The 26,519-nt window shown below is 71.8% G+C and carries 24 protein-coding genes and 1 pseudogene; 12 read left to right on the top strand and 13 right to left on the bottom strand.

Annotation, left to right across the window (positions count from 1 at the left end; translation table 11 throughout):
- Positions 1-5 precede the first annotated feature (5 nt).
- Entirely contained in the window at positions 6-2,483 is a 2,478-nt protein-coding gene (locus K5O09_RS08360; protein WP_222172296.1) for an MMPL family transporter, read from the bottom strand.
- Positions 2,484-2,563: 80 nt separating this feature from the next.
- Between K5O09_RS08360 and K5O09_RS08355 the strand changes: the two genes are divergently transcribed.
- The gene (locus K5O09_RS08355; RefSeq protein ID WP_255596233.1) at positions 2,564-3,046 is read left to right on the top strand and encodes a MarR family winged helix-turn-helix transcriptional regulator; all 483 of its coding nucleotides are present in this window, start codon (positions 2,564-2,566) and stop codon (positions 3,044-3,046) included.
- 18 nt (positions 3,047-3,064) lie between these two features.
- Here K5O09_RS08355 and K5O09_RS08350 read toward each other — a convergent pair whose 3' ends face one another.
- Positions 3,065-3,574 (bottom strand): flavodoxin domain-containing protein, encoded by a 510-nt coding sequence (locus K5O09_RS08350; protein WP_222172295.1) that lies wholly within the window; start codon positions 3,572-3,574, stop codon positions 3,065-3,067.
- 144 nt (positions 3,575-3,718) lie between these two features.
- Here K5O09_RS08350 and K5O09_RS08345 point away from each other — a divergent pair, with 144 nt between their 5' ends.
- Positions 3,719-4,444: a DUF4191 domain-containing protein gene (locus K5O09_RS08345; RefSeq protein ID WP_222172294.1), complete on the top strand. Its 726-nt coding sequence runs from the start codon at positions 3,719-3,721 to the stop codon at positions 4,442-4,444.
- A gap of 169 nt (positions 4,445-4,613) precedes the next feature.
- On the opposite strand, the gene K5O09_RS08340 is transcribed toward K5O09_RS08345, so the two are convergent.
- On the bottom strand, positions 4,614-5,111 hold the full coding sequence (locus K5O09_RS08340; RefSeq protein ID WP_222172293.1) for an RDD family protein: 498 nt from the start codon (positions 5,109-5,111) through the stop codon (positions 4,614-4,616).
- Between the two features lie 172 nt (positions 5,112-5,283).
- Between K5O09_RS08340 and glnA the strand changes: the two genes are divergently transcribed.
- Positions 5,284-6,708, top strand: a complete 1,425-nt coding sequence (glnA, locus tag K5O09_RS08335; protein WP_222172292.1) for a type I glutamate--ammonia ligase — start codon at positions 5,284-5,286, stop codon at positions 6,706-6,708.
- A gap of 45 nt (positions 6,709-6,753) precedes the next feature.
- Here glnA and K5O09_RS08330 read toward each other — a convergent pair whose 3' ends face one another.
- The 3 genes from K5O09_RS08330 to K5O09_RS08320 form a co-directional block, all read right to left on the bottom strand.
- Complete coding sequence (locus K5O09_RS08330) at positions 6,754-7,953, bottom strand: tyrosine-type recombinase/integrase (RefSeq protein ID WP_222172291.1); 1,200 nt, start codon at positions 7,951-7,953, stop codon at positions 6,754-6,756.
- 82 nt (positions 7,954-8,035) lie between these two features.
- On the bottom strand, positions 8,036-9,481 hold the full coding sequence (locus tag K5O09_RS08325) for a hypothetical protein (protein ID WP_222172290.1): 1,446 nt from the start codon (positions 9,479-9,481) through the stop codon (positions 8,036-8,038).
- Entirely contained in the window at positions 9,478-9,831 is a 354-nt protein-coding gene (locus K5O09_RS08320) for a hypothetical protein (protein ID WP_222172289.1), read from the bottom strand. The genes K5O09_RS08325 and K5O09_RS08320 overlap by 4 nt, the downstream gene beginning before the upstream one ends.
- A gap of 196 nt (positions 9,832-10,027) precedes the next feature.
- Between K5O09_RS08320 and K5O09_RS08315 the strand changes: the two genes are divergently transcribed.
- The gene (locus K5O09_RS08315; RefSeq protein ID WP_222172288.1) at positions 10,028-10,897 is read left to right on the top strand and encodes a hypothetical protein; all 870 of its coding nucleotides are present in this window, start codon (positions 10,028-10,030) and stop codon (positions 10,895-10,897) included.
- Positions 10,898-10,928: 31 nt separating this feature from the next.
- Here K5O09_RS08315 and K5O09_RS08310 read toward each other — a convergent pair whose 3' ends face one another.
- The 3 genes from K5O09_RS08310 to K5O09_RS08300 form a co-directional block, all read right to left on the bottom strand.
- Complete coding sequence (locus tag K5O09_RS08310; protein ID WP_222172287.1) at positions 10,929-11,498, bottom strand: hypothetical protein; 570 nt, start codon at positions 11,496-11,498, stop codon at positions 10,929-10,931.
- A 344-nt stretch (positions 11,499-11,842) separates the two neighbouring features.
- On the bottom strand, positions 11,843-13,144 hold the full coding sequence (locus K5O09_RS08305; RefSeq protein WP_222172286.1) for a Shedu immune nuclease family protein: 1,302 nt from the start codon (positions 13,142-13,144) through the stop codon (positions 11,843-11,845).
- Between the two features lie 165 nt (positions 13,145-13,309).
- Positions 13,310-13,762 carry a hypothetical protein gene (locus K5O09_RS08300; protein WP_222172285.1) on the bottom strand — a complete coding sequence of 151 codons (453 nt, stop codon included), beginning with the start codon at positions 13,760-13,762 and terminating at the stop codon, positions 13,310-13,312.
- A 205-nt stretch (positions 13,763-13,967) separates the two neighbouring features.
- Here K5O09_RS08300 and K5O09_RS08295 point away from each other — a divergent pair, with 205 nt between their 5' ends.
- Complete coding sequence (locus K5O09_RS08295; protein ID WP_222172284.1) at positions 13,968-15,536, top strand: ParB N-terminal domain-containing protein; 1,569 nt, start codon at positions 13,968-13,970, stop codon at positions 15,534-15,536.
- Positions 15,537-15,651: 115 nt separating this feature from the next.
- Positions 15,652-16,656 carry a DUF932 domain-containing protein gene (locus K5O09_RS08290; protein ID WP_222172283.1) on the top strand — a complete coding sequence of 335 codons (1,005 nt, stop codon included), beginning with the start codon at positions 15,652-15,654 and terminating at the stop codon, positions 16,654-16,656.
- A gap of 52 nt (positions 16,657-16,708) precedes the next feature.
- Here the strand turns inward: K5O09_RS08290 and K5O09_RS08285 are convergent, their stop codons facing one another.
- Together K5O09_RS08285 and K5O09_RS08280 are read right to left on the bottom strand one after the other, a co-directional pair.
- On the bottom strand, positions 16,709-17,110 hold the full coding sequence (locus K5O09_RS08285; RefSeq protein ID WP_222172282.1) for a hypothetical protein: 402 nt from the start codon (positions 17,108-17,110) through the stop codon (positions 16,709-16,711).
- Positions 17,111-17,186: 76 nt separating this feature from the next.
- Positions 17,187-17,603, bottom strand: coding sequence for a hypothetical protein (locus tag K5O09_RS08280; protein WP_222172281.1), 417 nt, complete (start codon positions 17,601-17,603; stop codon positions 17,187-17,189).
- Between the two features lie 17 nt (positions 17,604-17,620).
- Here K5O09_RS08280 and K5O09_RS19165 point away from each other — a divergent pair, with 17 nt between their 5' ends.
- Both K5O09_RS19165 and mobF read left to right on the top strand, forming a co-directional pair.
- The gene (locus K5O09_RS19165) at positions 17,621-17,743 is read left to right on the top strand and encodes a hypothetical protein (RefSeq protein WP_255596225.1); all 123 of its coding nucleotides are present in this window, start codon (positions 17,621-17,623) and stop codon (positions 17,741-17,743) included.
- Positions 17,744-17,845: 102 nt separating this feature from the next.
- Positions 17,846-23,407 carry a MobF family relaxase gene (mobF, locus tag K5O09_RS08275; RefSeq protein WP_222172280.1) on the top strand — a complete coding sequence of 1,854 codons (5,562 nt, stop codon included), beginning with the start codon at positions 17,846-17,848 and terminating at the stop codon, positions 23,405-23,407.
- A gap of 113 nt (positions 23,408-23,520) precedes the next feature.
- Here mobF and K5O09_RS08270 read toward each other — a convergent pair whose 3' ends face one another.
- The gene (locus K5O09_RS08270; protein ID WP_222172279.1) at positions 23,521-23,787 is read right to left on the bottom strand and encodes a DUF6338 family protein; all 267 of its coding nucleotides are present in this window, start codon (positions 23,785-23,787) and stop codon (positions 23,521-23,523) included.
- Positions 23,788-23,866: 79 nt separating this feature from the next.
- On the opposite strand from K5O09_RS08270, the gene K5O09_RS08265 reads away from it, so the two are divergent.
- Both K5O09_RS08265 and K5O09_RS19540 read left to right on the top strand, forming a co-directional pair.
- Positions 23,867-24,172, top strand: a complete 306-nt coding sequence (locus tag K5O09_RS08265) for a transposase (RefSeq protein WP_255596223.1) — start codon at positions 23,867-23,869, stop codon at positions 24,170-24,172.
- Positions 24,172-24,672 (top strand): IS3 family transposase, encoded by a 501-nt coding sequence (locus K5O09_RS19540; protein ID WP_370635552.1) that lies wholly within the window; start codon positions 24,172-24,174, stop codon positions 24,670-24,672. The genes K5O09_RS08265 and K5O09_RS19540 overlap by 1 nt, the downstream gene beginning before the upstream one ends.
- On the opposite strand, the pseudogene K5O09_RS08255 reads toward K5O09_RS19540, so the two are convergent.
- Positions 24,608-24,778 (bottom strand): annotated as a pseudogene (locus K5O09_RS08255) (IS30 family transposase); the annotation flags it as partial. The gene K5O09_RS19540 and the pseudogene K5O09_RS08255 sit on opposite strands and share 65 nt — an antisense overlap.
- A gap of 35 nt (positions 24,779-24,813) precedes the next feature.
- Between K5O09_RS08255 and K5O09_RS08250 the strand changes: the two are divergent.
- The gene (locus K5O09_RS08250) at positions 24,814-26,205 is read left to right on the top strand and encodes an IS30 family transposase (protein ID WP_222172239.1); all 1,392 of its coding nucleotides are present in this window, start codon (positions 24,814-24,816) and stop codon (positions 26,203-26,205) included.
- Complete coding sequence (locus K5O09_RS08245; RefSeq protein WP_222172276.1) at positions 26,189-26,494, top strand: integrase core domain-containing protein; 306 nt, start codon at positions 26,189-26,191, stop codon at positions 26,492-26,494. Before K5O09_RS08250 ends, K5O09_RS08245 begins: the two co-directional genes overlap by 17 nt.
- Positions 26,495-26,519: the final 25 nt, after the last annotated feature.

Genomic DNA, 26,519 nt, shown 5'->3' with positions numbered 1-26,519 from the left:
ACACCCTAGGCCCGGCCCGCGTCCTCACCGGTGGCGGCAGCGTCCTGTCCCGCGGGCGAGCGGGACAGCCTCGACGGCCACCAGGTGCGCGCGCCGACGTCGTGCACCAGCGCCGGCACGAGGAGGCTGCGCACCACGAGGGTGTCGAGCAGCACGCCGAACGCCACGATGAACGCGAGCTGCGCCAGGAACAGCAGCGGGATGACGCCGAGCGCCGCGAACGTCATCGCCAGCACGACGCCCGCGGACGTGATGACGCCGCCCGTGACCGCCAGGCCGCGCAGGACGCCGTCGCGCGTCCCGACGCGCACGCTCTCCTCGCGCACCCGCGTCATGAGGAAGATCGAGTAGTCCACCCCGAGCGCCACGAGGAACGTGAAGGCGTACAGCGGCACGGCCGGGTCCGCGCCCGGGAAGTCGAGGACGTGGTCGAACACCAGGGCCGCGACCCCCAGCGCGGCGGCGAACGACAGCACGTTGGCCAGCATCAGGAGCACCGCCGCCAGCACGGACCGCAGCAGCAGCATGAGGATCAGCAGGATCACCACGAGCACGACCGGCACGATCACCCGCAGGTCGCGGGTCCCGGCGTCCTGGGCGTCGAGCGTCTCGGCCGCGGCGCCGCCGACCAGGGCGTCGGGCGCGACCTCGTGGACGGCCTCCCGCAGGCGTCCGACGGTCGCGACGCCCTCGGTGGTGTCGGCGGCGGCCTCGGTGGTCACGTCGACCCGGACGCGGCCGTCGACCACGACCGGGTCCGCCTGCGGGGCGGCACCCGGTGCCCCGGCGGCGGACTCGCCACCCGCGGACGCCTCGTCGCCCGGCGCGCCGGCGTCGTCCCCGCCGGACGCGCCGTCCGCAGCAGCCGCGTCGGTGCCGCCCGCAGCGCCCGCGTCCGCGCCGCCCGGGGCGCCCGTCGCGGACGCACCGGTGTACGGCGCCGCCGCCTGCACGCCCTCGACCTCGAGCGCGGCCTCGACGACCGCGTCGGCCTCGTCGGTGTCCACCACGACGACCGCGGGCTGCACGACGCCCGCCGGGAAGTGCGCGGCGAGCACCTCCTCGCCGGCGACGGAGTCGACGTCCGTCAGGAACACGTCCGCCTGGCTGGTGCCGGACGCCTGGAACGTCGGCACGAACGCCGCGCATGCCAGGAGCACCACGCTGGTCGCGATCCACACGACGCGGTCACGGCGCCCGACCCAGCGGGCGAGGCGACCCCACAGGCCCGTGGCGGGCAACGGGTCGCGGGCGCTGCCCGCGGCGACGTGCGCGCCGGCGCTGGAGGCCCCGGCGGGGGCCGGCTCGTCCGCCGCACCGACCGGCGCGGCGGCGTGCGCGGCGGCGTGCGGTCGCGGGATGCGCGGCCAGAACAGCGCACGCGACCGCGGGCCGGCCACCAGGAGCAGCAGCGGCAGCAGGGTGAACGCGGCGAGGAACGCCGATGCGATGCCGATCGCCCCGACGGGTCCGAGGCTCCGGTTCGACGCCAGGTCGGACAGCAGGAGGCACAGCAGACCCGCGACGACGGTGCCCGCGGACGCGGCGATCGGCTCGAGGCTGCGGCGCAGGGCCCGGCGCATCGCGGCGGCGGGCCGCTCGACGAGACGTAGCTCCTCGCGGTACCGGGCCACGATGAGCAGCGCGTAGTCGACGGACGCCCCGACGACGAGGATCGAGAGGATGCCCTGCGCCTGGCCGTTGAGGGTCAGCGCGCCGGAGTCCGCGAGGTGGTAGACCGCCAGCGCGGCGGCGCACAGCGCGAACACCGCCGTGAGGATGACCGCGAGCGGGAGGAACGGCGAGCGGTAGACGAGCACGAGGATGACGAGGACGGCGCCCAGCGCGACGAGCAGCAGCACGCCGTCGATGCCGCCGAACGCGTTCGTGAGGTCCGCGACGAAGCCGCCGGGCCCGGTGACCCAGGCGTTCAGCCCCGTCTCCCCGGCGCTGTCGGCGGTGGCGCCGAGCTCCTCGGCGAACGTGTCGCGCACCGCCTGGACGACCGCCCCCACGACGCTCTCGTCGTCGGCGAGCGCCTGCTCGGTCGCGTCCGCGTCGAGCGACAGCGGGACCAGCAGCGCCTCGCCGTCCTCGGAGGGCACGACGACCGGGTCGCCGGTGAGCACGTCCCCGATGGTGGCGGGGTCCCCGGCGGCGGGGTCCGCGCCGGGGATCGCGACACCCGGCAGGTCCTCCACCACCGGCTGCACGGCGGCGAGCGCCTGCGGGTCGAGCGCCCCGCCGCCCTCGGGCGCCAGGACGACCAGCACGGGCAGCGACTCCGACTCGGTGAACCCGGCCGAGAGCTCCGCGGCACGCGTCGACTCGGCGGACGACGGCAGGAACGCCGCCGAGTCGTTCGTCTGCACCTGCGACAGCCGGCCCTGCGCCATCCCACCGAACGCGCCGACCGCCAGCCACGCCGCGGCGACCGCCAGCACCAGCAGACCGCTCCCGACCCCGCGCAAGATCCTCAGCATGCTGAGCACTATGCGGGACGCGCGCGCTTCCGGCAACATGAGCCGGGACACGGCGCGGCGAGCGCCAGGGAGGACACCAGGTGGAGCGGTACGGGGAGCACGGCGCGGCCGACCAGCACCCCCGCTGGGAGTCGATGGCCGCACCCGACCCCTCCGGCTGGCCGGTCGGCCGCCTGCTGTCCGCGGCGGCCCGGCGCGTCGAGCGCGACTGGAACGCCCACCTCGCCGGCTGGGATCTCAACCACGCCAGCCAGCCGGTGCTCGTGATCCTGCTGCGAGGGCCCCGCACCCAGGCCGAGCTCGCGGCCGCGTGCGAGGTCACCGAGCAGACGATGAGCCGCGTGCTGGCGCGCATCGAGCGGGCCGGCTACGTCACGCGCACCGCGCACGCGACGGACCGCCGCAAGCAGCAGGTGTCCATCACCGACGCCGGGCGCGCGGCGGTGCTCGCGGCGTCCGACCCGGAGGCGGCCGAGCAGCTCGTCACCGAGGGGCTGACCCCCGAGCAGGTCGAGCAGCTGCGCCACCTGCTGCTGCTCGTGGCCCGCCGCGACGCGGGCTGACCGTCCCGGCGGCCGCGCTCAGCCCCGCTCGACGCGCTGCGGGCGCGACAGCTCGCGGGCGATCCCCGCCGCCCACTCCTCGACGTCCTCGAAGTCCCGGAAGTCCCCCGGCTGCGCGTCGATCATCGCGACCAGCGCCCGCTCCGCGAGCCCCAGCTCCTCCCGCTCGAGCCTGCCGGCGAAGCACCGGGTCTCCCGGGCGCGGACCCGGCGGGCGACGACACCCACGTCGTCCGGCTCCCCCGCGGGCAGCGGCGGGGTGCCGACCGGGCCGGACCAGAACAGCCACACCGGCAGCGACGCCAGACCGCCCGCCAGCCGGTCCACGAGCTCCCGGAGAGCCGCCGCCAGCCGCCCCACGTACACCGACGAGCCGAGCACGACGGCGTCGTAGCCGTCGAGCGCCCGGACGTCGTCCGGGTCCGTCTCCGTCACCTGGTGGCCCGCGTCCCGCAGGACCTGCGCGACGGCCTGGCCGATCTCCCTCGTCCCGCCGTGCCGGGACGCCACCGTCACCAGGACCCGCATCGTCGCCTCCCCCGCGCTCCGCGCCGTGGCCCCCGCGCCGCGGCTGTCCGCCCAGGCTCGCGCGCTCCGTCGCGCCAGCGCCAGGGACGGAGGTCCCCGCCCTCCCGTCCGGCGGACCCCCGCACGCCGGTAGACTCCACGGTCATGGCCCGTGACAAGTCCGCGTCCGCGAACGCGCCCGCGAAGCCCGCCAAGGTGAAGAAGACCCGGTGGTACCACCAGGTCTGGCAGGCGTACCAGATGACCCGCGAGCAGGACCCCGCGGTCACCTGGCTGATCCTCGCGGTGTTCTTCGGCGTCGTCGCCGTGGGCCTGCTCATCGGCCTGCTGTGGGGCCCGTGGCTGTACATGCTCCTGCTGAGCCTGCCGTTCGCGGCGCTCGCGGCCATGTTCACGCTGACGCGCCGGGCCGAGCGCGCCGCCTACGCGCGCATCGAGGGCCAGCCGGGTGCCGCGATCTCCGCACTGGGTACCATCCGCCGCGGCTGGACGTTCACGCAGGAGCCCGTCGCCGTCGCCCCGCGCACCCAGGACATGGTGTTCCGCGGGGTGGGCCGGCCGGGCATCGTGCTCATCGGCGAAGGACCGGCGCACCGCATCGACAAGCTCCTCGAGTCCGAGCGCAAGCGCACGGCCCGCGTCCTGCAGGGCGTGCCGATCACGGTCATCGAGGTCGGGCGCGAGGAGGGCCAGGTCCCGCTGCCGCAGCTCGCGCGCAAGGTCCAGCGCCTCAAGCCGCAGCTGACCAAGCAGGAGGTCGGCGAGGTCGTCAAGCGCCTCCAGGCGCTCGGTGCCGTGAAGATGCCGGTGCCGAAGGGCATCGACCCGATGCGCGTGCGCCCCGACCGCAAGGGCATGCGCGGCCGCTGACGCCGGCCACCCGGGACACGCGCGACCTGCGAGCACCCCGGGCCCCTCGGGCACCCCGGGCACCCTGCGCCCCCACCCGCCCCGGGGCGTTCGGATCCGTTCGCACCGACACGCCCGGCGCGTCCGCACGTTCGGATCCGAACGGCGCGAGGCGGGGCGGGTGAGCGGGTCAGCGGCGCACGATCGCCGTGCCCGCCGCGCGGTCGTGCAGGCCGCGGCCGTCCGCGTCCCACACGACGGCCGGGATCACCAGGCACAGCAGCACCGTGCGGACGAGGCCGAGCAGCAGGTTCGGCGGGACGTCCGGCCCGGCGTCGGGCGCGGGCCCGTCACCGGTGTCGAGGAGCGTGCGCGGCGGCGCCACCCGCCGCACCCGGATGCCGAGCAGCCGGTGCCCGAGCGTCGTGCCGATCGTGCCGACCAGCAGCGCGTTCTCGAGGGCGAACACCGCGAGCGTCGCCCAGGCCTGCGCGTCGGGAGGGAAGAACGCGAACGCGATGAGCTGGCAGACGAACCAGTCGACGACGAGCGCCACGACGCGCCGGCCGAGCGGGGCCTGCGAGCCGCGCCCCTCCGGCGGCAGCCCGAGCCGGCTCCCCCGGGCGGTGCCCGGCTGACCGGTGGGCGGGCCGGACAGCCACGACCCGACGTCCTCGCGATCGACCATGCGACCACGGTAACCGGCCCCGCACGGGGTGCCTGCACCCCCACGTCACACGGTCGCAACGCAGGACGGGGGTCACGTAACACGTCGGAAACAATCGGTACACCCCAGGGAAACTGCGCCGCCCTAGCCTCGTCGTGCCCGACTGAGGGCAAGCCAACCCGAGGAGCAGCGGATGTTCAGCAAGCCAGAGGAAGTCCTGGCCTTCATCAAGAGCGAGGACGTCAAGTTCGTCGACGTCCGGTTCTGCGACCTGCCCGGCGTGATGCAGCACTTCAACGTGCCTGCCGCCTCCGTGGACGAGAGCTTCTTCGTCGAGGGCCAGATGTTCGACGGGTCCTCGATCCGCGGCTTCCAGGCCATCAACGAGTCGGACATGAAGCTCATCCCCGACGTGACGACGGCCTACCTGGACCCGTTCCGCGCCGAGAAGACCCTCTGCCTGAACTTCCACATCGTCGACCCGTACACCGACGAGCCCTACAGCCGCGACCCGCGTCAGGTCGCCGCGAAGGCCGAGGCGTACCTGCGGTCCACCGGCATCGCGGACACGGCGTTCTTCGCCCCCGAGGCCGAGTTCTACATCTTCGACGACGTGCGCTTCGAGACGAAGCAGAACACGTCGTACTACTCGATCGACTCCATCGAGGCCGCCTGGAACACGGGCCGCGTCGAGGAGGGTGGCAACCTCGGCCACAAGACCCCCTACAAGGGCGGCTACTTCCCGGTCCCGCCGGTCGACCACTTCGCCGACCTGCGCGACAAGATCTCGCTGCAGCTCGACGCCCTCGGCCTGCAGGTCGAGCGCGCGCACCACGAGGTCGGCACGGCCGGCCAGGCGGAGATCAACTACCGCTTCGACACGCTCGCCAAGTCGGCCGACAAGGTGCAGCTGTTCAAGTACGTCGTGAAGAACGTGGCGCACGCCGAGGGCCGCACCGCGACCTTCATGCCGAAGCCGCTGTTCGGCGACAACGGCTCGGGCATGCACGTGCACCAGTCGCTGTGGAAGGACGGCAAGCCGCTGTTCTTCGACGAGAAGGGCTACGGCGGCCTGTCCGACCTCGCCCGCTGGTACATCGGCGGCCTGCTCAAGCACGCCCCGTCGCTGCTGGCGTTCACGAACCCGACGGTGAACTCCTACCACCGCCTGGTCCCGGGCTTCGAGGCGCCGGTCAACCTGGTCTACTCGGCCCGCAACCGCTCGGCGTGCATCCGCGTCCCCGTGACCGGCTCGAACCCGAAGGCCAAGCGCATCGAGTTCCGCGTGCCGGACCCGTCGTCCAACCCGTACCTGGCCTTCGCGGCCATGCTGATGGCGGGCCTCGACGGCATCCAGAACCGCATCGAGCCGCCGGAGCCGGTCGACAAGGACCTGTACGAGCTGCCCCCGGAGGAGCACGCGCTCATCCAGCAGGTCCCGGGCTCGCTCGCCGAGGTGCTCGACAACCTCGAGGCGGACCACGACTGGCTGACCGCCGGCAACGTCTTCACGCCGGACCTCATCCAGACCTGGATCGACTACAAGCGCTCCGCCGAGGTCGACCCGATCCGGCTGCGCCCGCACCCGCACGAGTTCGAGCTGTACTACGACGTGTGACCGTGAACCCCTCGTTGACCTGGGCAAACGCTCTGGCGTGAGGCTCTAGGTCCGCAGGGAGTCCGCAGAACGCGCGCCGTTCGTCTGGACCGAGGCGACCCGCTCGGCTATCGCTGCTCCGATGGCCGTCCGGGTCGCCTCTTCCGTGTCCGGCCACAGGTGCCCGTAGGTGTCCAGCGTCGTCTTCGCGCTCGCGTGGCGAAGACGCGCCTGGACGACCTTCACGTCGGCACCGGCCGCGATGAGCGCACTCGCGTAGTAGTGCCTCAGGTCGTGGAACCGGAACGTGTCTGGCAGCACGAGAGCACGCGCCGTCTCGGCTGCCTCGCGCGCCTTCGCGACCGCGCGCTTCGACGCTCGAGGCTGGTGCGCCAGGTTCTCGGCGTCCTCGGTCGGCTTGGCCGCCCTGATCGCGAGCCGCTTCCGCGCGGCCCGGACGGCACGCTCGACCTGCCACGGGCCGACCTGCTCACCGAGCGGCGTCCTCAGCAGCCAGGTGCCGCGCACCGCTCCGTCCGCGAGCATGTTCGCCAGGTTCCGCGGGATCGGCACCGGCGTCATGCTGATCTCGGTCTTGAGCGGTTCGGCGGGGTACTGCACCGTGGGGTTGACGATCCCCCGGGCGAAGTCGACGTCATCGGTCGGCTGCCCGCACGCCTCGGCGACCCGCAGCCCGACGAAGGCGCCCAGCAGCACCGCCTTGCGCAGGTGCTCGGGGAACTCGTCGTACAGCGCCCACACCTGGGCCGTGGTGGCCACGTAGGGCCGCTGCTTGCCCATCCCCGGCGTGGTACGACGGGAGCACGGCGAACGCGCCACGATCCCGTCGTGCACCGCGTCCCGGTACACCTGCGCCAGCCTGGCGTGGATCGCGTAGACGAACGAGTCCGCCAGCCCGGCGCCCTTGAGCTCCGCCATCCACGACTTCACCTCTGACGGGCGCACGTCCCCCAGCCGGCGCTTGCCGAACTTCTTGCGGATGTGGTTCGCGTGCACCTTCGCCTGCCGCACGGTCGACGGCCGGCGCGTGCCGTAGCCGTCGAGCCAGGTGTCGAGCCACTGGTCGATCGTCGTCTTCGCGGTCTTCGGGTCCACGTAGGTGCCCGTCACCACCGCGGTGGTGACCTCGTCCAGCCAGCGCTGCGCGTCGACCTTGCGCTGGAAGTGCTTGGCGTGCTCGCGGCCCGCATCGTCGCGGTACCGGGCCCGCCACACCCCGTCGGGACGCCTCTTGACGCTCGCCATGGCCAGCCTCCTCAGCGCCGCTCTGCGGAACCGGTCGGATGCCCTGGCGCCCGCCGCCGTGCGTGCACGAGAAGCACGGTGCTCACCGCTCGCAGCCGTAGCTCGGGCCGGGGGTCGCCCGGACGTCGAGTGCGCGCTCCGCATGGGCACGTCCGTCGATCGGCGAGTCGGGTGGGCCGGTCGGGCGGCCGACGCCCAGGAACGTGCCGGCGGAGTCGACCCTGATGGCCGCCGCGACGACGTCGGCGTGGCGCTCTGCCAGCGACTCACGCAGGGCGTCGGGCAGCGCCACCGGGCGGTTGGCGTGCGCGTCCGCGGCGTCGACCCAGGCCGCCTCGTCCGGCTGGACGGCGAAGCGCAGGCACGCGGCCTGCACGCCGCGGGCCGGGGCTGTGAGCTCAGGATCGGTGATGGCGTCGCGCAGGACGTAGCCGAGGTCGACCGCAGCGACCAGACCCCGGTGGACCTCCAGGCTTGCCGCTCGTAGGTCGGCACGCTCGGCCATGGTCGCCGGATCGGCGTGACCGCCGAGGTCGGCGGTGATCTCCCGCAGGGACGCGCGCAGCTCGGTTCCGGAGCGCAGGAGGTCCGGGTCGACTCGGCGGGCCCGACCGGAGATCTGCTCGAGGTCGCCACCCAGCCGCGCCCAGGCCTCGTCGAGCAGGCCGAGCGCCGGCTGCAGCCGCTCGGTGTGCTGCTCGATGTCGATGACGCCCCGGTGCGCTGCCGCGGCGAGGATCAGGCCACCGGTCATCGTCAGGTCCCGCTCGACCTTGACCGTGAACAGCAGGTCCGCGGTGGTCGGAGACGCCGCCAGGGTCCGACGAGCCTGGACGTCCCACGAGGCCACGGCCTGCTCCAGACGCGCGGGCTCGACGGGCTCGCGATGCTGCCCGGTCAACCCGGCGGGCCAGCGCCCCTGCAGGTACGCCGACGCGAGCTGTTCGGCGGCACCGATCCGGACCAGCAGGTTGTGCGACTGATCGGCCGACTGCCCCGGGCCGAGCCGGTGCTTCGCGTTCAGCACGCGGCGCAGGTCGCGATTGTACTGCCACAGCGCCCGACCGACGCCGTGGGAGGCGACGTACACCACGTGCATGATGCGGGTCCGCGCGGCCTCGGAGTCCAGGTGGCCAGCTTCGCTGAGTCGCGCGGTCGGGTGCCGACGCGAGGAGACCATCTCGGCGGCGCGGGACAGGTTCTCCACCACCCGTTCCAGGTGCGGGTCACTCTCACCGGCACCCGGCCAGCCGGTGCGCTGCTGGGTTCTGTGCATCCCCAGCGTCAGCTTGTGGATCCGCTCCAAGCTCGGGTTGCCGGTCCGGTCCGGGAACGACGACCACAGATCGGCCGCCGCCTCGATGACCTCGCCCCACGACCGTGCCTTGGCCTTCGCGGTGTCCGGCGGCGCGTCCCACAAGAGCTCTCGGGCGGCGATGTCGGCGTCCAGCAGCAGGTCCCCGACCGTCCGCTCGTCGTCGGGCTCCGGCGGCGTTGTGGCGCGCGAGTGGCCCGTCGTCGCCGTCACGAGACGGCCCCCGCCTCGGCGACCAGGTCGTCGAGGTCGACGAGCACCGCCGTCGCACCGGCGGGGAACGCCTCGGACGGGTAGCGACGAGCGGTGTCGCTGGCCACCCGGATGAGGTCACCGACGGTGGACGACGGGCCCGCGTGGATGACGACGTCCTCGAGGTCGCCGTCCAGCTCGGCGGGTAGCAGCGCCAGAGCTCGCGAGGCGACGACCTGCGCACCGAGGGCCAGAGAGTGCTGGTCGGGGTCGATCCCACCCGCCGTCGACGGTGTATCGGCCGCCGCCGTCAGGAGTGCGACGACCTGCATCCACGTGGACGTCGGGTCGATGCGGTTCGGCTCGCTCATCGTCCTGCTCCCATTGCTGGCCGGGTCGCTCCCAGGGGGCCACATCCGAGCCGACGCGTGGGTGCCGCGGCGGCTGCCTGTGGACAACGCCATTCGTGTGGTGATCCAGGGGACAGTTCCTTCACCGGCCGAAGGCCGGCCGACCGCGCCTGGGTGGTCAGGCGGAGTCGACGTGAGTCGTGTCGCACTAGTGCGAATGGAGGTGGCGACGATGCCTGTGTGGGGGATGAAGGCCCTGGCGGTCGGTCCCGGGATGGTGGCCAGCGTCGTCGTGGTCGCGGTCGTGCTGGCGGCCGCCCCGGCGCCCGTTCCGGTCGCTGTGGTGATCGTGCTGGCGGTCGTCGTCGCGGTTGCCTACCACGGCGCGTGTGAAGGATTGGCGGTCGCTGTCGTGCTGAGAGCTCGCCGTCTGCGGCCGTCCGAGCGCGACGAGCTGGCCGCAGTGCTGACCGAGTTGTGCCGAGTCGGGCTCGGGCCGCCTCTGGTGGAGCTTCGGGTGAAGCGGTCTCGGGCGATCGGCGCCTTCGGCGCGGGCCGACGCACGGTCGTCGTCTCGACGAGCCTGATCGAGGCTGTCGTTCTCGGTGACTTGCCGAGCGTTCAGGCAGTAGCGGTGGTCGCGCACTCGGCGGTGCTGGTCCGCAAGGGCTTGACGCGCGCCGATCTGCTCATCGGTTGTGTGTCGACTCCGTGGCGAGCGGCGCGCGCGGCGGTCCGTGGCTTCAGCCGTTGGGGTCGGCGGCTGCCCTTCACCCAGGCGGCGTGGCGGCTTCGGGCGGTCGTCGTGGTCGTGGCCGTTGTTCAGGCGGTCCAGGTTGGGCAGTTCGGGCTCGCGGCGACAGTCGGCTCGATCGGGGCGCTCAGCTACGTGCTACCGGTGTGGGAGCGCCGTTGGCGGGACCTGCTCGTCCGGACTGGCGACGAGGGTGTTGTGCAGGCCGGGCTCGGCGACGGCCTCGTCGAGTTCCTGCGTGCGTGCCCGAGCACCGACATCACGAGGGCACGCCTTCGCGCGCTGGCCCCGCGGGGCCTGCGGCGGCCGGCGCTGAGGATGGTGACACGCTGACGCACGCCAGCCGACAAGACCGCGTCAACGATCAGCGCGGCACGCCGACCACACCGGTGGAGATGCCCCTCGGCGGACAGCCCTGCTGCTCCGCCCGCAGCCGCTGCACAGCGGGCTCCTTCTCGGCGGCGTCCGGTGAGCGCTGGGCGGCCGCGAGCTCGTCAGCCAACCGCCCGGCGGCCTGAGCGCCCGATCGCGCCTGATCGATCCAGCTCAACGCAGCCGTGAGGTCACGACCACGCTCGTCCGCGGCGCTCGGATCCCGCGTCATTGCGGCCAGGTGCCGAGCGGCCTGTCCGCTCAGCTCGTCCACCATTGCGCACGACCGCTTCACCAGACGTAGGTCCTCGGCGACCCGGCTGGTCGAGCCGTGCGCCATGTCGTCGGCGACGTCCCTCGTCGTCTCATGTGCCGCGCGCAGATACGCGCGTGCCCGCTCCAGGCCGGCCGACGCCCAGAGCAAGCGCTGTGCCGGGCGTAGCTCGACCGCCGTGCCGCTGCTCTCGGCGACGCGACTGAGCGGCGACTCCAACCTGTCGAACTGGAGCCTGGCCCGGTCCAGATGGGCATCCAGGATGACCAGTCTGTCCAGAGTGAGCATCAGTCCTCCCGGCATCCGTCCAGTACGCGTCTCGGCGTCCACACATCCGAAGGCACCCTGATCCGCCTGGGTGATCGCAGACGCGACTCCCGCGCTAGGGTGGCGCAGGCCGACGAACAGGTCGACCCTTCGCGGCCTTGCCGGCTCCGCCGGGACCGAGCAACTCGACCAGCTCACCCGCATCGATGTCGAGGGATACGCCGTCGAGCGCCAAGAAGGTCGACCTCCCCCGCCCGCGGCCGCATCCCCGCAGCTGTGCTGGACCGGCACCGCGGGGGCGACTGACTGTCTTTGCCGTCAGGCCTGGGCGGGTGGTTGTTGACGGTCCGATGTGGCATCGAGCCCTAAGAATCGCCAGGAGCCTCCGCCGCGAGGAAGTCGCGCAGCGTCACCAGTTGTCCCAGAAGTTCGTCGTAGGTAACCAGTCGCACGCCGGACAAGTGTTCGCGGTACAGATTGAACGACTTCTTCTTGTCAGCGGTGTCGAGTTCTGAAGCGCTGCCCGCAACGACGAAGCAGCGAGGGGCGCTGCTCACCCAAGTGACGTCACGAGTTCTCCGCTTCGTGTCAGCCTCGTGGCGTGTCAGCTGCAGGGCCTGGTCCAGGACTTGGGTAACGGCTTCGCTGATCTCGCCCTGCACGCCGTAGATGCCCGTCCGGTAGGGTCTCCGCCTCATCAACTTCGTGCTGGGCTTCTTGATCTCAACCAGGGCCGCGTTGTTGGTCATCGACTCCTTGAGTAGGTAGTCAGCGATCTTCTTGCCTTTGGCCGCATTATCTCCTTCGCCGATCGAGACTTGGGAGTCGATGAACACAGTTGGGCCGCCGAATATTAGCTGGAGCGCGAAGAGGTTCTGCTCGAAGAACTGCTGCCACCAGTCCTCGTTGTGCCCCGCTTCGAGCGCCAATGCATATGACTTGAGAAGTTGATCGAGACTCACAAGTTCGATCGTGTGCTGGAGCCTTAGCACCTTTGCCGGGGCTCGCGTGGCAATCTGAGCCATCCCCGCGGTAGCCGCCATGAGTAGCTCATCCTGTTCGCCGACACTCAGCGGCTCCTGATCTGCGGCTACCCTCGTCATCCACCTCGATGTCGGCAGCCGACCCAGGGACAGTTGCAGCGGCTGCACCCCTAGCACAGCCGCCAGGCTGTTGTGGGTATGGTTCTCCTTCACCCGGCGGATAGCCATGTCGCCACGGTTCTTGATGCTGTCCAAATCTCGACGCAGCGAATGGAACCGGGTGAAGTTGATCCGAAATTCATCTCCATTGACTTCCGTGTCACCGGATACAAGGAACACGATCCTCGTGCAGTTGGTGGCATCCTCGACAAGCTCGATCAGTACATCGCAGTTTCTGGTAAGCCCGAGCCCGTACTCGTAGTCCTTGATGAAGCCGGACGGCAGTTCTTCTAGAGTGTCAAAGATATCAATGTCGGCCTCGACCTCGGCGGGGAGTGTGATAGATTCAATCCTCGAGTACTTCGGTCCCAGGAAATCCTCGCTCCAAGATCGCGTATCCGTGGGGTAGATCGTCAGACGCCCCTCGGGAGGATCGGCTTCGATGAGCTTTACTCCAGCGTAAAGGCGAGCCAAAGCGGCTGTTCCCGCGGCGGGAGCATCCTTCGGGACAAAGAATCCCTGCACCACTCCCTCGTACGTCGTCCGCACGTCCAAGGAACCGCGGTCGCCAGGTTCTAGACCATATCGCGCCATGTGTCGCAACTCCCACTCGACGAACTGGAGTACCGCATTGTTCTGCTCGGTTCATTCTTCGGATCGATGCACTCATGCACGATTCGCCGGTCGACATCAGCCAAACCGGGCGGAAGGACTCGCCTTGGCCGGCCGGTTCGGCAGTCGCTGACCGTCCGGCACCGGCGGGAGCGCGCCGCCGGCTCTCATCTCGGCGTCCTGGACCGCCACGACGACGGCTTCGTGGATCCATGACGAGCGGCTCATCAGCCGCCCGGCCTGGCGGTCGTCGATGATCGCCTCCTCCATCGCGGCCCGCGTCTCGGCCCGCAGCGCATGGTGCCGGTTCAGCCCGGCGGTGGCCGCGATGACCGCCCGCGGCGGCACGGCGAGCGCCGCGCGCCCCTGAGGGCCCCGGGCCGCGTGCGCTTCGAGCACCCAGCTCAGCCACCCGATGAACCCAGCCGGCGCTTCGGGGTGGTGGTCGAGGTCGAAGACGTAGGCCGCCCGTGCCCTCTGCCACATCTCCGGGTCCCACCACGCCCCGGTCGCCACACGCGTCTCGGTCATCGGCCCTCCACCGGCACTAACACCCACCTGCATCGGCGGTGGGGCGCGACGACAGAGTGCCGGGAGCAGCGGCCGGGGCCCGGTCGTCCACAGCGCCGGCAAGCAGGCCCGACCGTCCACAGCGAGAGCCGAGCGGCACCACGGAACACGTCACCCCGGAAGCATAGGACATGTCAGTTCTGTCTATTCGACACGAGGAGCAGCAATGAGCACCACGACAGAGGCCCCCGTCTACGAGGTCGGGCGCGTGTACGAGGTCGCGCCGGGCGACCTGCGGATCGGTACGAACGTGCGCAAGGACACCCGGCCCGATGCCAAGGACTTCGCCGCGTCGGTGCGCTCGCGCGGCGTGATCGTCGCGATCGACGCGCACGTCGACGAGGCCGGTGGCCTGAGCGTGCTGCGCGGGCAGCGGCGAGCGCTGGTCGCCGCGCAGGTCGGCACCCCGTCCGGCACGGTACCGGTGCGGGTTGTCGCTGCCCCGGACGAGGCGGACCGGATCACCGATCAGCTGGTGGAGAACCTGCACCGCGCGGACATGCACGAGCGCGAAGCCCGCGAAGGCGTGGAGCAGCTCGCGCTGCTGGGTGTGTCGGTCGCACAGATCGTCAAGCGCACGGCGCTGCCGCGCCCCGTGGTGGACGCCGCGCTGAGCGTCGCCGGGCACCAGGCCAGCAAGGACCGGATGGACGCCCAGGGCATGACCCTGGACCAGGCGGCGATCTTCGCCGAGTTCGAGGACGACCCCGACGCGGTCGCCACGCTGGAGAGCGCGTGGGAGAACCGGTGGGAGCGGCCCCGGCTGGCGCACATCGCCCAGCGGCTGCGCGACGAGCGCGACGAGCGCACTGCGCTGCTGGCCGAGGTCGAGCGCCTGCGCGCCGAGGGCCTGCCGGTCCTCGACCCCGCCGACGTGACCCCCGCCGTCCGGCGGCTGGCGTTCGAGGACCTGCGCGACAAGGACGGCCAGCCGGTGCCCGTCGAGCAGTGGGCGAGCACGCCCGGCGCGGGCGTCGTCGTCACCGTCGACTGGCAGGAGGACGACGAGGACGAGGACTCCGACGACGAGGACGGCGACCGGGAGCCCGCCGAGCCGCGCAAGGTCTTCGTGCCGGTGTGGGTGTGCACGGACCCCAGCAGCGCGGGGCTGCATCACCGGTGGGACGGCCCACCCCCGAGCGACACCCTGCCCGCAGACGACGACGAGCGCGCCGCCCGGGAGCAGGCCGAGCAGGCGCGCCGCGAGGCCGAGTCCGCCGAGCGGCGCCGGGTGCTGGCCAACAACGCGGCGTGGAGGTCCGCCGAGGTCGTGCGCCGCCAGTGGCTCGTCGGGCTGCTCACCCGCCGCCAGGTTCCGAAGGGAGCCGAAGCGCTGATCGCCCGTGCCCTGCTCGAGCGGCAGCACAGCCTGAGCCACGCCCTGAGCAACGGGCACGAACTGCTGGGTGACCTGCTCGGCCTGCGGACCGAGCACCGGGCGCTGTTCCCCTCCCAGGCAGCCGCGCGGGCACTGACCCAGGCGACCACGCCCGCTGCCGCCACGGTGCGGACGCTCGCCGTCGTCCTGGCCGCGTGGGAGGCCCGGAGCGGCGTCCACACCTGGCGCAACCCCGGCCCCTACGACGCCGCGATCATGGCCGCGCTCGTCGGCTGGGGCTACCCCGCCAGCGAGGTCGAGCAGATCCTGACGACACCTGACGAGGACGACCAGGAGCCCGAGCGGCAGGAGTCGTCCGACGCGGCTGACGAGACCGCCGTCGTCGCGGCCGACTGATCCACAGCCCCACCGAACCCGACTGTCGGGAGTTGCCCCGGTGGACAACTCCTGACAGTCGAATAGATCAAATAGTTTGATCTGGTCAGCCCAACGACGAGGAAGGAAGCCCGTCATGGCACACCAGATCGAGACCCACGGCAGCAAGGCTGCCGCCCTGTTCGCCCGCACCGACCCGTGGCACCGCCTCGGCACCACGGTCGCCGGTCATGCGTTCACCGCCGAGGACGCGATGAGCCTCGGCCACCTGGGCGGGTGGCGCGTGCGCAAGGCACCGCTGACCGCCACCGAGACCAGCGAGGACGGCGTGACCACCATGGACGTTCCCGGCTTCGCCACCGTGCGCACCAACCCGTTCAGTGGCACGCCCGAAGCCCTCGGCGTCGTCGGCGCCGGGTACACCCCGCTGCAGAACGAGGAGCACGCCGACTTCCTCAACACCCTGGCCGACGCGTCCGGCGCGGTCTTCGACACCGCCGGATCGCTGCGCGGCGGCCGTCAGGTGTTCGTCACCATGCGCCTGCCGCAGCACCTGACCATCGGCGGCACCGACCGGGTCGACCTCAACATCGCCGCACTCAACAGCCACGACGGCACCAGCGCCTTCCGCATCCTGGTGACCCCGGTCCGCGTCGTGTGCGCGAACACCCAGCACGCCGCTCTGCGCGATCACGTGTCGTCCTGGTCAATCCGCCACACCCGCAACGCCAAGGCCGCCGTGCAGGCCGCCCGCGACTCCCTCGGTCTGACGTTCGCCTACGTCGAGGCCTTCCAGGCCGAAGCCGAGCGGCTGATCGACACCGCGACCACCGATGCCCAGTTCTTCGACATGGTCGCCGACCTGTTCACGACCCCGGACGACGACGCGCCGGCCCGCGTGCGGCACGCCTACACCCGGCGGCAGCAGACCCTGGCCCGGCTCTGGCACGACGACGACACCCAAGCCGGCATCCGAGGCACGGCGTGGGGCGCCTACCAGGCCGTGGCGGAGTACGTCGACCACTACGCCCCCGTGCGCACCAGGCACGACCCCGCAGCCGCCCGTGCCACGCGGCTGCTGACCAGCGAGGAGCCCGCGCGCCTCAAGGCCCGCGCGTGGGCCGCGCTCACCCCGGCCTGACCGATCCCCCGACCGCGCCCGGCACTCCCCTCGTACCGGGCGCGGTCGGGCATCACCACAGCGACGGCTGCTCACCGAACACCCGCCGCAGCCGCGCGAGATCGGCGGCCACCAGCGCCGGATCGGTGCGCGCCAGGTCCCGCAGCTCTCGCGCCCGACGACGAGCCCCACGCGCGTCACCCAGCGGTGAGCCGGTCACGTCACGTCGAGCGGCCCACTCACGCCGGTTCTCCACGTAGGACGAGGCGACGACGTGCCCCGGTCCCACGTGCTGGCACAGCGGGTTGTCGCACCGGTGCCCCAGCACCTCGACCGCCGCGAGCGTCGCCATCCCGTGCGCCAGCGCGAACGCGAACCGGTGCGCGACGACGACCCGGCCTGGCGCCAGCCAGAACCGGCCGTGCCCGCGCCCGCTCACGGCACCGGTCCACCAGCGGCAGTCGGAGCCGTCCACCTGAACCACCTTCGCCCGGTACCGCGCGACGACATCCGGCGCCACGCACGCCGCCGCGAGCGCTGCCGACCCCGCCTCACCCAATCGCGCGGCCACCGTCTGAACCACCCTGCGCCGCCCCGGCCCCGCCGACCCTGTCGGCCCTCGCATCGGCGTCCGTCGTCCGGGCCTCCCGACCCGGCCGGACGACCGCCGACGGCTGTGCTGCCTGCCGCAGCCGCGCCGCCTCACGCACGGTCAGCAGATCAGCGCCGCCGCACCACTCGACCGCGTCAGCCAGGCTCAAGCCCTCCTGCTCGGTCATCTTCGCCAGCGCCTCCCCCGCCCGCGCCTCGCACGCCGCGACCACCGCGTCCCGCTCCGCCAGCGCCGAGACGACCACCACCCCCAGCGCGTCGCGCCGCCGCTCCTGCTCCGCCCGCCGCGCTCGCATCCGCGCCTGCGCATCCAGTGCCGCCCGCCGCGCCCGCTGCCTCGCCGTCTGATCCGCCATCGGACTCCCCTTCTCGTGTGACCTCACCTCCGAAGGCCGACCCCAGCCCGCACGCGCTCACCGCGACCAGCACGCGCAGCACCGACGACGTCCCCCCACGGACGACGACCGACGACCGCACCGACCCCGACACGGTCTGAAGCCACCCAGGCACTGCCCCACACACCTCTTGCATGGCCGGTAGTTGATCTCTCAACCACTGATCGCTGAGGTCGGAGCCCACGCCTTCGGCGGGTGTGACCATGTCGATCCACAAGCTGACGGCCGGGAGCGGGTACGACTACCTGACCCGCCAGGTCGCTGCGCAGGACGCGACCGAGAAGGGCCACACCAGCCTCGCGTCCTACTACTCGGCCAAGGGCGAGGCCCCGGGCACTTGGATCGGGTCTGGGATGGCCGGTATCGACGGGCTCGACGAGGGCGACGAGGTCACCGCCGAGCAGATGCGCAGCCTTTTCGGCGCCGGCAAGCACCCGCTGGCCGAACAGCTCCGCGCCGCAGCCGCCGAAGCCGGGATGGACGAGCGGGAGCAGGAGACCGCCACCTGGCTGGGCACGCCTTTCCGGGTCTACGCCAACGACACATCAGAGTTCCGCATCCGCGTGGCCAAGCAGGTCGCGGCCCTCAACGCCAGCCTCGGACGCCCTTCCGCGGAGCCGGTCCCGCTGTCGGATCGGGCGCGCATCCGCACCGAGGTCGCGGCCGAGCTGTTCCGTGAGGAGTACGGCCGCGAGCCGGTCGACGCGCGCGAGCTCGCCGCCACGATCGCCAAGCACTCCCGCCCGCGCACCAACGCCGTCGCCGGGTACGACCTGACGTTCTCGCCGGTCAAGAGCGTCAGCGCCCTGTGGGCCATCGCCGACCGCGCCACCGCCACCGCGATCGAGCGCGCTCACCAACGCGCCGTGAAGGACGCGCTGACGATCCTGGAGGGCAAGGCCCTGTTCACCCGTGAGGGCACCAACGGCGTTCGCCAGGTCGAGACCCGTGGCCTGGTCGCCACCTCGTTCACGCACCGCGACAGCCGCGCCGGCGACCCCGACCTGCACACCCACGTCGCGGTCGCCAACAAGGTCCAGATCCGCGACACCGGCCGCTGGCTGGCGATCGACGGACGGCTCATGTTCGCCGCCACCGTCGCCGCGTCCGAGACCTACAACACCGCCCTCGAACACCACCTCACCGACACCCTCGGCGTCAGTTTCGAGGCCCGCGAGGGCGACGACCCACGCAAGCGCCCGATCCGCGAGATCGTCGGCGTCGACCCTGCACTGGCCTCTCGGTGGTCTGCCCGACGAGCCAGCATCGAGGCGCGCCGAGCCGAGCTGGTCAGCGCGTTCCAGACCACCCACGGACGCCCGCCCACGCCGGTCGAGTCGGTGCAGCTGGCCCAGCAGGCGACCCTGGAGACCCGCCAGGGCAAGCACGAACCGCGCAGCCTCGCCCAACAGCGTGCCGCCTGGTCAGCCCAGGCGCGTCAGGTCCTCGGCGGCGAACGCGGCGTGCAGGCCATGCTGCACCGGACCCTGCACCAGGGCGCGATGCACGCCCGCCAGGTCGACGCTGAGTGGGTCCGCGAGACTGCCACCATCATCCAGCAGACCTTGCAGAGACACCGTTCCTCCTGGCGTCGCTGGCACGTCGAAGCCGAGGCGCAGCGACGCGTCCGCGGCACCGACGTGCGCACCCACGACGTCGACCGCCTCGTCGACCTCCTGGTCGACGAGGTCTTGACCGGCCGCTCAGTTGCACTGACCCGCTCCGAGCAGGACATCGACACCCCAGCCGCGCTGCGGCGCAGCGACGGTGCCAGCGTTTACACAGTCGCCGGGTCAACGCTCTACACGTCGGAGGACCTCCTCGCTGCGGAGACGCGGATCGTCGCCCACGCCAGCCAGCACGACGGCACCCGCGCGACGCCCGCCGCCGTCGAGCAGGCGCTCGCCCAGTCCCCCACGGACGGCCTGCCGCTCAACGCCGGTCAAGCGGCCTTGGTCACCGAGATGGCCACATCCGGCGCCCGGGTCCAGCTCGCGATCGCCCCGGCCGGCGCAGGGAAGACCACCGCCATGCGCGCCCTGACCGCCGCGTGGACCGCCGCTGGCGGCGACGTCGTCGGGCTCGCGCCGTCCGCGACCGCCGCCACGGTCCTCGGCGAGGCCGTTGCCGCCCGCACCGACACCGTCTCCAAGCTGATATGGCACCTCGACCACGATCCCGAACACCTGCCCGGCTGGGCACGGCGCATCGGCCCGAGAAGCCTCGTCGTGGTCGACGAGGCCGGCATGGCCGACACCCTCTCCCTGGATCGCCTGATCGAGTTCGTCACCTCCCGCGGCGGATCGGTCCGGCTCATCGGCGACGACCAGCAGCTGTCCGCCGTCGGTGCCGGCGGCGTACTGCGCGACGTGCGAGCCACCCACGGCGCCCTGCACCTGACCGAGCTCATGCGCTTCTCCGACCCGGCCGAAGGCGCCGCCTCCCTGGCCCTGCGCGACGGACTGCCCGAGGCCCTCGGGTTCTACCTCGACCGGCGCCGGGTCCACGTCGGGGACCTGAGCACCCTGACCGACGACGTCTTCGAAGCCTGGCGCACCGATCGCGAGGACGGCCGCGACACCGTCATGCTCGCCCCGACCCGCGAGCTCGTCGGCGAGCTCAACGACCGCGCACGCACCCACCGGCTCGACGGCCGGACCCCCGAGCACGTCGTGCACCTGGCCGACGGGTCGACCGCCTCGGACGGGGACACCGTCATCACCCGGGCCAACAACCGCCAGCTGCGCGTTACCGGCACCGACTGGGTCAAGAACGGCGACCGCTGGCACGTCACCACCGTGCATCCCACCGGGGCACTCACCGTCCGGCACATCGGCAGCGGGTGCAGCGTCGACCTGCCGCCGGACTACGTCCGCACCTCCGTCGACCTCGGCTACGCCACCACGATCCACACCGCCCAAGGCGTCACCGCCGACACCAGCCACACCCTGCTCACCGGGCAGGAGTCCCGCCAGCTCGCCTACACCGCCGCCACCCGGGGCAAGGCGGCCAACCACCTGTACCTGGAGGTCGTCGGCGACGGCGACGAGCACAGCGTCATCCGCCCCGAGCACGTCCACCCGCTGACCGCGACCGACATCCTCGAGAGCATCCTCGCCCGCGACGAGTCCGCGCGTTCAGCCCACACCACCCGCCGTGCCACCGAGGACCCCGTCACCCTGCTCGGCCAGGCGACCGCCCGGTACGTCGACTCGCTGTACGTCGGCGCGGAGCAGGTCCTCGGACCCGAGCAGGTCGCTCGCCTGGACCAGGCCGCGGACCTCGTCGTACCGGAGGTGACGCTCGCCCCCGCCTGGCCGACCCTGCGCGCGCACCTTCTCCTGCTCGCCGCCCAGCACGGCGACCCCGTCGACCACCTGCGTCACGCCGCGAGGGTGCGCGAGCTGGGCACCGCCCACGACGTCGCCGCGGTGCTTGACTGGCGCCTGGACGACACCGGACTGCGCAACGCCGGCTCCGGCCCCCTGCCCTGGCTGCCCGGCATCCCCACAACACTAGGTACGGACCCGCAGTGGGGCCCGTACCTGGCGGCCCGGGCGGCGCACGTGCGTGACCTCGCCCAACAGGTCGACGACCGCGCCCGGTCGGAGGAGTCGACCCCCCTGTGGGCCAGCACCGGACAGCACCGCACCGACGACGACCTGCTCGGTGACGTCGCCGTGTGGCGCGCGGCCACCGCGGTTCCCGACAACGACCGCCGACCCACCGGCAGGCCCGAACTCGGCAAGGCCGCCGCCCGATACCAGCAGGCTCTGGACGCGCGCCTGGCAGCCCACCACACACCTGCCCTCGCCGAGTGGCAGCCCCTCCTCGACCGCGCTCTCACCGACGCCCGACACGACGCCTTCATGCCGGTACTCGCCGAGCGTCTGTCGGCCCTCTCCCGCGCGGGCCTGGACGCCCCGCGGATCGTGCGCCGCGCCCTGGCCGACGATCCCCTGCCCGACGACCACGCCGCAGCAGCCCTCTGGTGGCGCATCATCGGGCGTCTGTCGCCCGCGGTCGCCGCCCAGGCCGAGTCCGACCATCGCCTCACCGCCCCATGGACCCCGCAGCTGGCGGACGTCGTCGGCCAGGACACCGCCCACGCGCTGCAGGCCAGCCCTTGGTGGCCCGCGCTGGTCACCACCGTCGACCATGCCATCGCCCGTGGCAACACCGTCGAGAACCTGTTCGCCCATCCGATCACCGACGACGACGTCGACCCGTCCCAGACGCTCGTCTGGCGCATCTCCCTGCTCACCGACCCCCTCGTCGACGAGTCCGACCGCTACGCGCCCGAGCCCGCGCTCGGTGCCGACGACGTCGATCCGTTCAGGCAGGACGAGCCGGACCACACGCTCGTCGTCCTCTCCGATCACGAGTTGCTGCACCTGCCTCCGGCGGCCGACCCGATCGACGACCCGCTCGCACCCGAGCCAGAAGAGCCGGACTCGCAAGACCTCTTCGATGACCCTGCGTTCGTCGAGGCGTACCTCACGCTCGCCGCGGCCGCGCGAGCCCACACCACCGCGCTTGCGCCCACCGACCGGATGGTCGACGCCCAGGCAGCCCGCGAGTTCGACGCCGCCATGGCACCCGTCAGCCCCGCTCGCATCCTCGAGCTCAACAGGCTCGCGACCGACTTCTACATGGGCCAGTTCCCCGGCTCCTGGGCACAGACGTATCTGGCCGAACGCATGTGCACCGACCTCACCGGCGACGCGCACGTGCTTCCCGGGTACGCCCCAGCCGGTTGGACTCGACTCGTCGACCATTTGCGCCACCAGGGCGTCACCGACCTGGAGCTCACCGAGTCCGGGCTGGCCACCGTCGCACGCACCGGCCGTCTCATCGACCGCTTCCGCGACCGCCTCGTCTTCCCCGTCACCCACCGCGCCGCCGACGGCCAGCTCGAACCCCTCGGCTTCATCGGCCGGCGGCATCCTGACGCGACAGACGAGACCGGCGGGCCGAAGTACCTGAACACCCCCCAGACGCCGCTGTTCCACAAGGGAGCACAACTCTTCACGATCCGCGCCGACCACCTCGACGCGGGCGCCACACCGGTTCTGGTCGAGGGTCCGCTCGACGCCCTGGCGGTCTCGCTCGCAGGGCGTGGAGACTTCGTCGGCGTCGCGCCCCTCGGAACATCGCTCACCGAGGAACAGGCCGCCCATCTCGCCGGGACGAGCGCACGAACTGATGTTGCTCCGATCGTCGCCACCGATGCAGACCACGCTGGTCAGCGCGCGGCGCAGCGCGACTACTGGCTCCTTGCCCAGCACGGCGTGGCGCCCATGAGCCTGCCCTTGCGTCCGGCGAGCGACCCAGCCAGCACGCTCGAAGTCGCAGGGCCCGAAGGGCTGCATGCGCTCCTCGCCGGCCCTACCCCGCTGGCCGAGGTAATCGTGCACGAGCGACTGCACAACCAGGAAGGCCCAGAAGCCGTGCGGGACGCAGCCCAGGTGCTCGCGGCCAGCACTCCAGCCACCTGGGCTCCGGGCGCTGCGCGGGTGGCGCGAGAGACCGGCGCCTCCGAGACGGCCGTGTGGCGCGAGATCGCCCGGGCGATCCAGCAGTGGGAACACGACCCCCGCGCCGTCGCCGCTGAACGCCTGATGAAGCTCGGTGCTGCACTGCAGCATGCCAGCCCCGACTCACAGGCGTCCGACACCGCTCCGCCCAGGCAGCCTCATACTCCACGACGGCCCGTAGTCGCCGTGCCACGCAAGGACCCGGCCCCGACCACACCGCGCCCGTGACCATCGCGGAGCGGAAAGCCCCATCGAGGACGCCCTACCTCTGCGATGACCTACCCACGAGGCTTCGAAGATCGAATGGGAGCAGTTGCCCAGCTCTCGGGTGAGATGGACCATCAGTCAGGACGGGGGTACCGGACCTGGATCGACTTGATCTGCGGCTCCGGGAGGATGACGACGGCCCACGCGCCGTCGCCGTCCTTGTCCTCGAAGCCGGGGCCTCCGGGGCGCTTCCGACGAAGCGGGGAGCCGAGCGTGAGTCCGCGCTGGTCGTCCTCGGGGTCTGTGTCGAAACCGACGAGCTGGCCCTTCCACACGGTGTCGTCGAGGAGCTCGACCGTCAGGTAGGGAGGCTCGGCGCCCTGAACCGCCCCGGGTTCCATGGAGGCTCTGGTGTGTCTCGCCTTCCTCGGAGTCGTGTTACTGGACTCTGGTGCCACTTGACCCTTTGAGGAGGGCCTTGTGGGACGACGTGGATACCCGCCCGAGTTCCGTCGCAGGGTGCTGGACCTGGTCGCCAGCGGACGCTCTGTCGCGGACGTTGCTCGCGACCTCGGGATCAGCGAGGAGTCGATCTACAGCTGGCGGCGCCAGGACCGCATCGACGCCGGCCTGGTCCCGGGGCTGACCTCGACGGAGAAGGCTGAACTTGCCGCGGCCAAGCGGCGGATCGCCGAGTTGGAGGCTGAGCTGGCGGTGCACCGGCGGGCCAGTGAGCTGCTGGGGAACGTGGTGCCCCCAAAAGGCGGTTCGAGGCCATCGCGGTGATGGCCGAAGAGGGACTACCAGTCCAGGTCGCCACCCGCGCGCTCGGGACCTCGGAGTCGGGGTTCTACGCCTGGCGCAGCCGCGCCCCATCGCCCCGGACGATCCGACACGTGATCCTCACCGACGCGATCCGCGAGGTCCACGCCGCGTCCCGAGGCATCTACGGCGTTCGCCGCGTCCACGCCGAGCTGACTCTCGGCCGGGGGCTCACCGTGTGGCAGGGGACGGTGGCGATGTTGATGCAGCGCGCGGGCCTGAAGGGCATCGGCGGGCGGCCGAAGTGGCGTCGCCCGCACCCTGACTTGATCTCCACCGACATGGTCGACCGGCGGTTCCGTCGCGAGGGCCTGGACCAGCTGTGGGTCACCGACATCACCGAGCACCACACCCCTTGGATTCCAGCGGTCGTCGCAACGCGGTCGTCTATGCGGTGTCGAGTAAAGCAGCCATTCGCTCGGCTGGGGTGTCCCAGTCGAGGGACTTGCGGGGCCGGCCGTTGAGTTCGTCGGTGATCGCGGCCAGGGCGTCGAGGTCGTGGGCGCTGAGGTCGGAGCCCTTGGGCAGGTACTGGCGCAGGAGCCCGTTGGTGTTCGGCGGACTCAACCGGTCGTCGCAACACCTCGTGATCGCGGAGGTGTCGGATGGCACGGCGGCAGCAACAGGCGGATCGGGCGTTGCGACCGGCGATGCGATCACCGGGTCGACCGATTCCGGCGAGGCATGTGGAGCGGGAGTTCTGGCGGCTGATCGCGGCGGGCAAGAGCAGCGAGGAGGCCGCGGCCGGGGTCGGTGTGTCGGGGCCGGTCGGGGTCCGCTGGTTTCGTCACGCTGGCGGCATGGCGCCGTTGTCCCTGGCTGAGCCAACCGGCCGCTACCTGTCGTTCGAGGAACGCGAAGAGATCGCGGTGCTGAAGGCCCGCGGGCTCAGTGTCCGCGCGATCGCCCGCGAGCTGGTGCGTGATCCGGGGACGGTCTCGCGGGAGTTGCGGCGCAATGCCGCGACCCGGGGCGGCAAGCTCGAGTACCGGGCGACGGTCGCGCAGTGGAAGGCGCAGACGGCCGCCCGGCGCCCCAAGGCGGCCAAGCTCGTCACCAACCCCCGCTTGCAGGAGTACGTCCAGGTCCGGCTCAGCGGGCAGCTGCGCCGGCCCGACGGGACGCTGGCCGCCGGGCCGGCGACGGCCTGGAAGGGTCTGAACAAGCCCCGCCGGGGCGACCGGCGGTGGGCGATGGCCTGGAGCCCGGAGCAGATCTCGCGGCGTCTGGTGGTCGACTTCCCCGACGATGAGGACATGCGCATCAGCCACGAGGCGATCTACCAGGCGCTCTACATCCAGGGGCGCGGGGCACTCAAGCGCGAGCTGGTCGCCTGCCTGCGGACGGGGCGGGCGCTGCGCAAGCCCCGGGAGCGCGCGCGCAACAGGCCCCAGGGTCACGTCACGCCCGACGTCGTCCTCAGCGAGCGGCCCGCCGAAGCCGAGGACCGGGCGGTCCCCGGGCACTGGGAGGGCGACCTGATCATCGGGCTGAACCGGTCCGCGATCGGCACCGTCGTCGAACGCACCAGCCGCTACACCCTGTTGGTCCACCTGCCGCGCCTCGAGGGCTACGGCACCGTCCCGCCGGTCAAGAACGGGCCGGCCCTGGGCGGCTACGGCGCCGTCGCGATGAAGGACGCCCTGCAAGCCACGATGACCACGATGCCGTCGGAGCTGCTGCGGTCGCTGACCTGGGATCGCGGCAAGGAGCTGTCCGCGCACGCCCAGTTCAAGATCGACACCGGCATCGCCGTCTACTTCGCCGACCCGCACTCGCCCTGGCAGCGCGGCACGAACGAGAACACCAACGGGCTGCTGCGCCAGTACTTCCCCAAGGGCACCGACCTGTCCCGATGGCCCGTCGAGGACCTCCAGGCCGTCCAGGCCGCGATCAACAGCAGACCCCGCAAGGTCCTCGGCTGGAGAACACCGGCCGAAGTCCTCGATGAGCAACTACGGTCGCTCCAACAGGCAGGCGTTGCATCGACCGGTTGAACCCAGTCAGTTCGGCTCGTGGGCGTTCACCCGCCGCGCGAAGGACTCCGGGCTCGTCCCGTCGATGGGCTCGATCGGCGACTGCTACGACAACGCCGTCATCGAGTCGTTCTGGTCCCGCATGCAGGTCGAGCTGCTGGACCGTCAGAGCTGGCGCACCCGTCTGGAGCTGGCGAACGCAATCTTCGAATACCTCGAGATCTTCCACAACCGCCAGCGCCGGCACTCCGCCCTGGGCTGGCTCACGCCCCTAGAGTTCGAGACGAGACAGCCGATCACCGTGGCCTAGATTCCAGCAACCCGACTCCACGAGA

The sequence above is a fragment of the Cellulomonas sp. C5510 genome, from assembly GCF_019797765.1.
In the GTDB taxonomy this organism is placed as follows: domain Bacteria; phylum Actinomycetota; class Actinomycetes; order Actinomycetales; family Cellulomonadaceae; genus Cellulomonas.
Note: the sequence above shows the minus strand (reverse complement) of the source record. Positions and strands in the feature narration are given on the sequence as shown.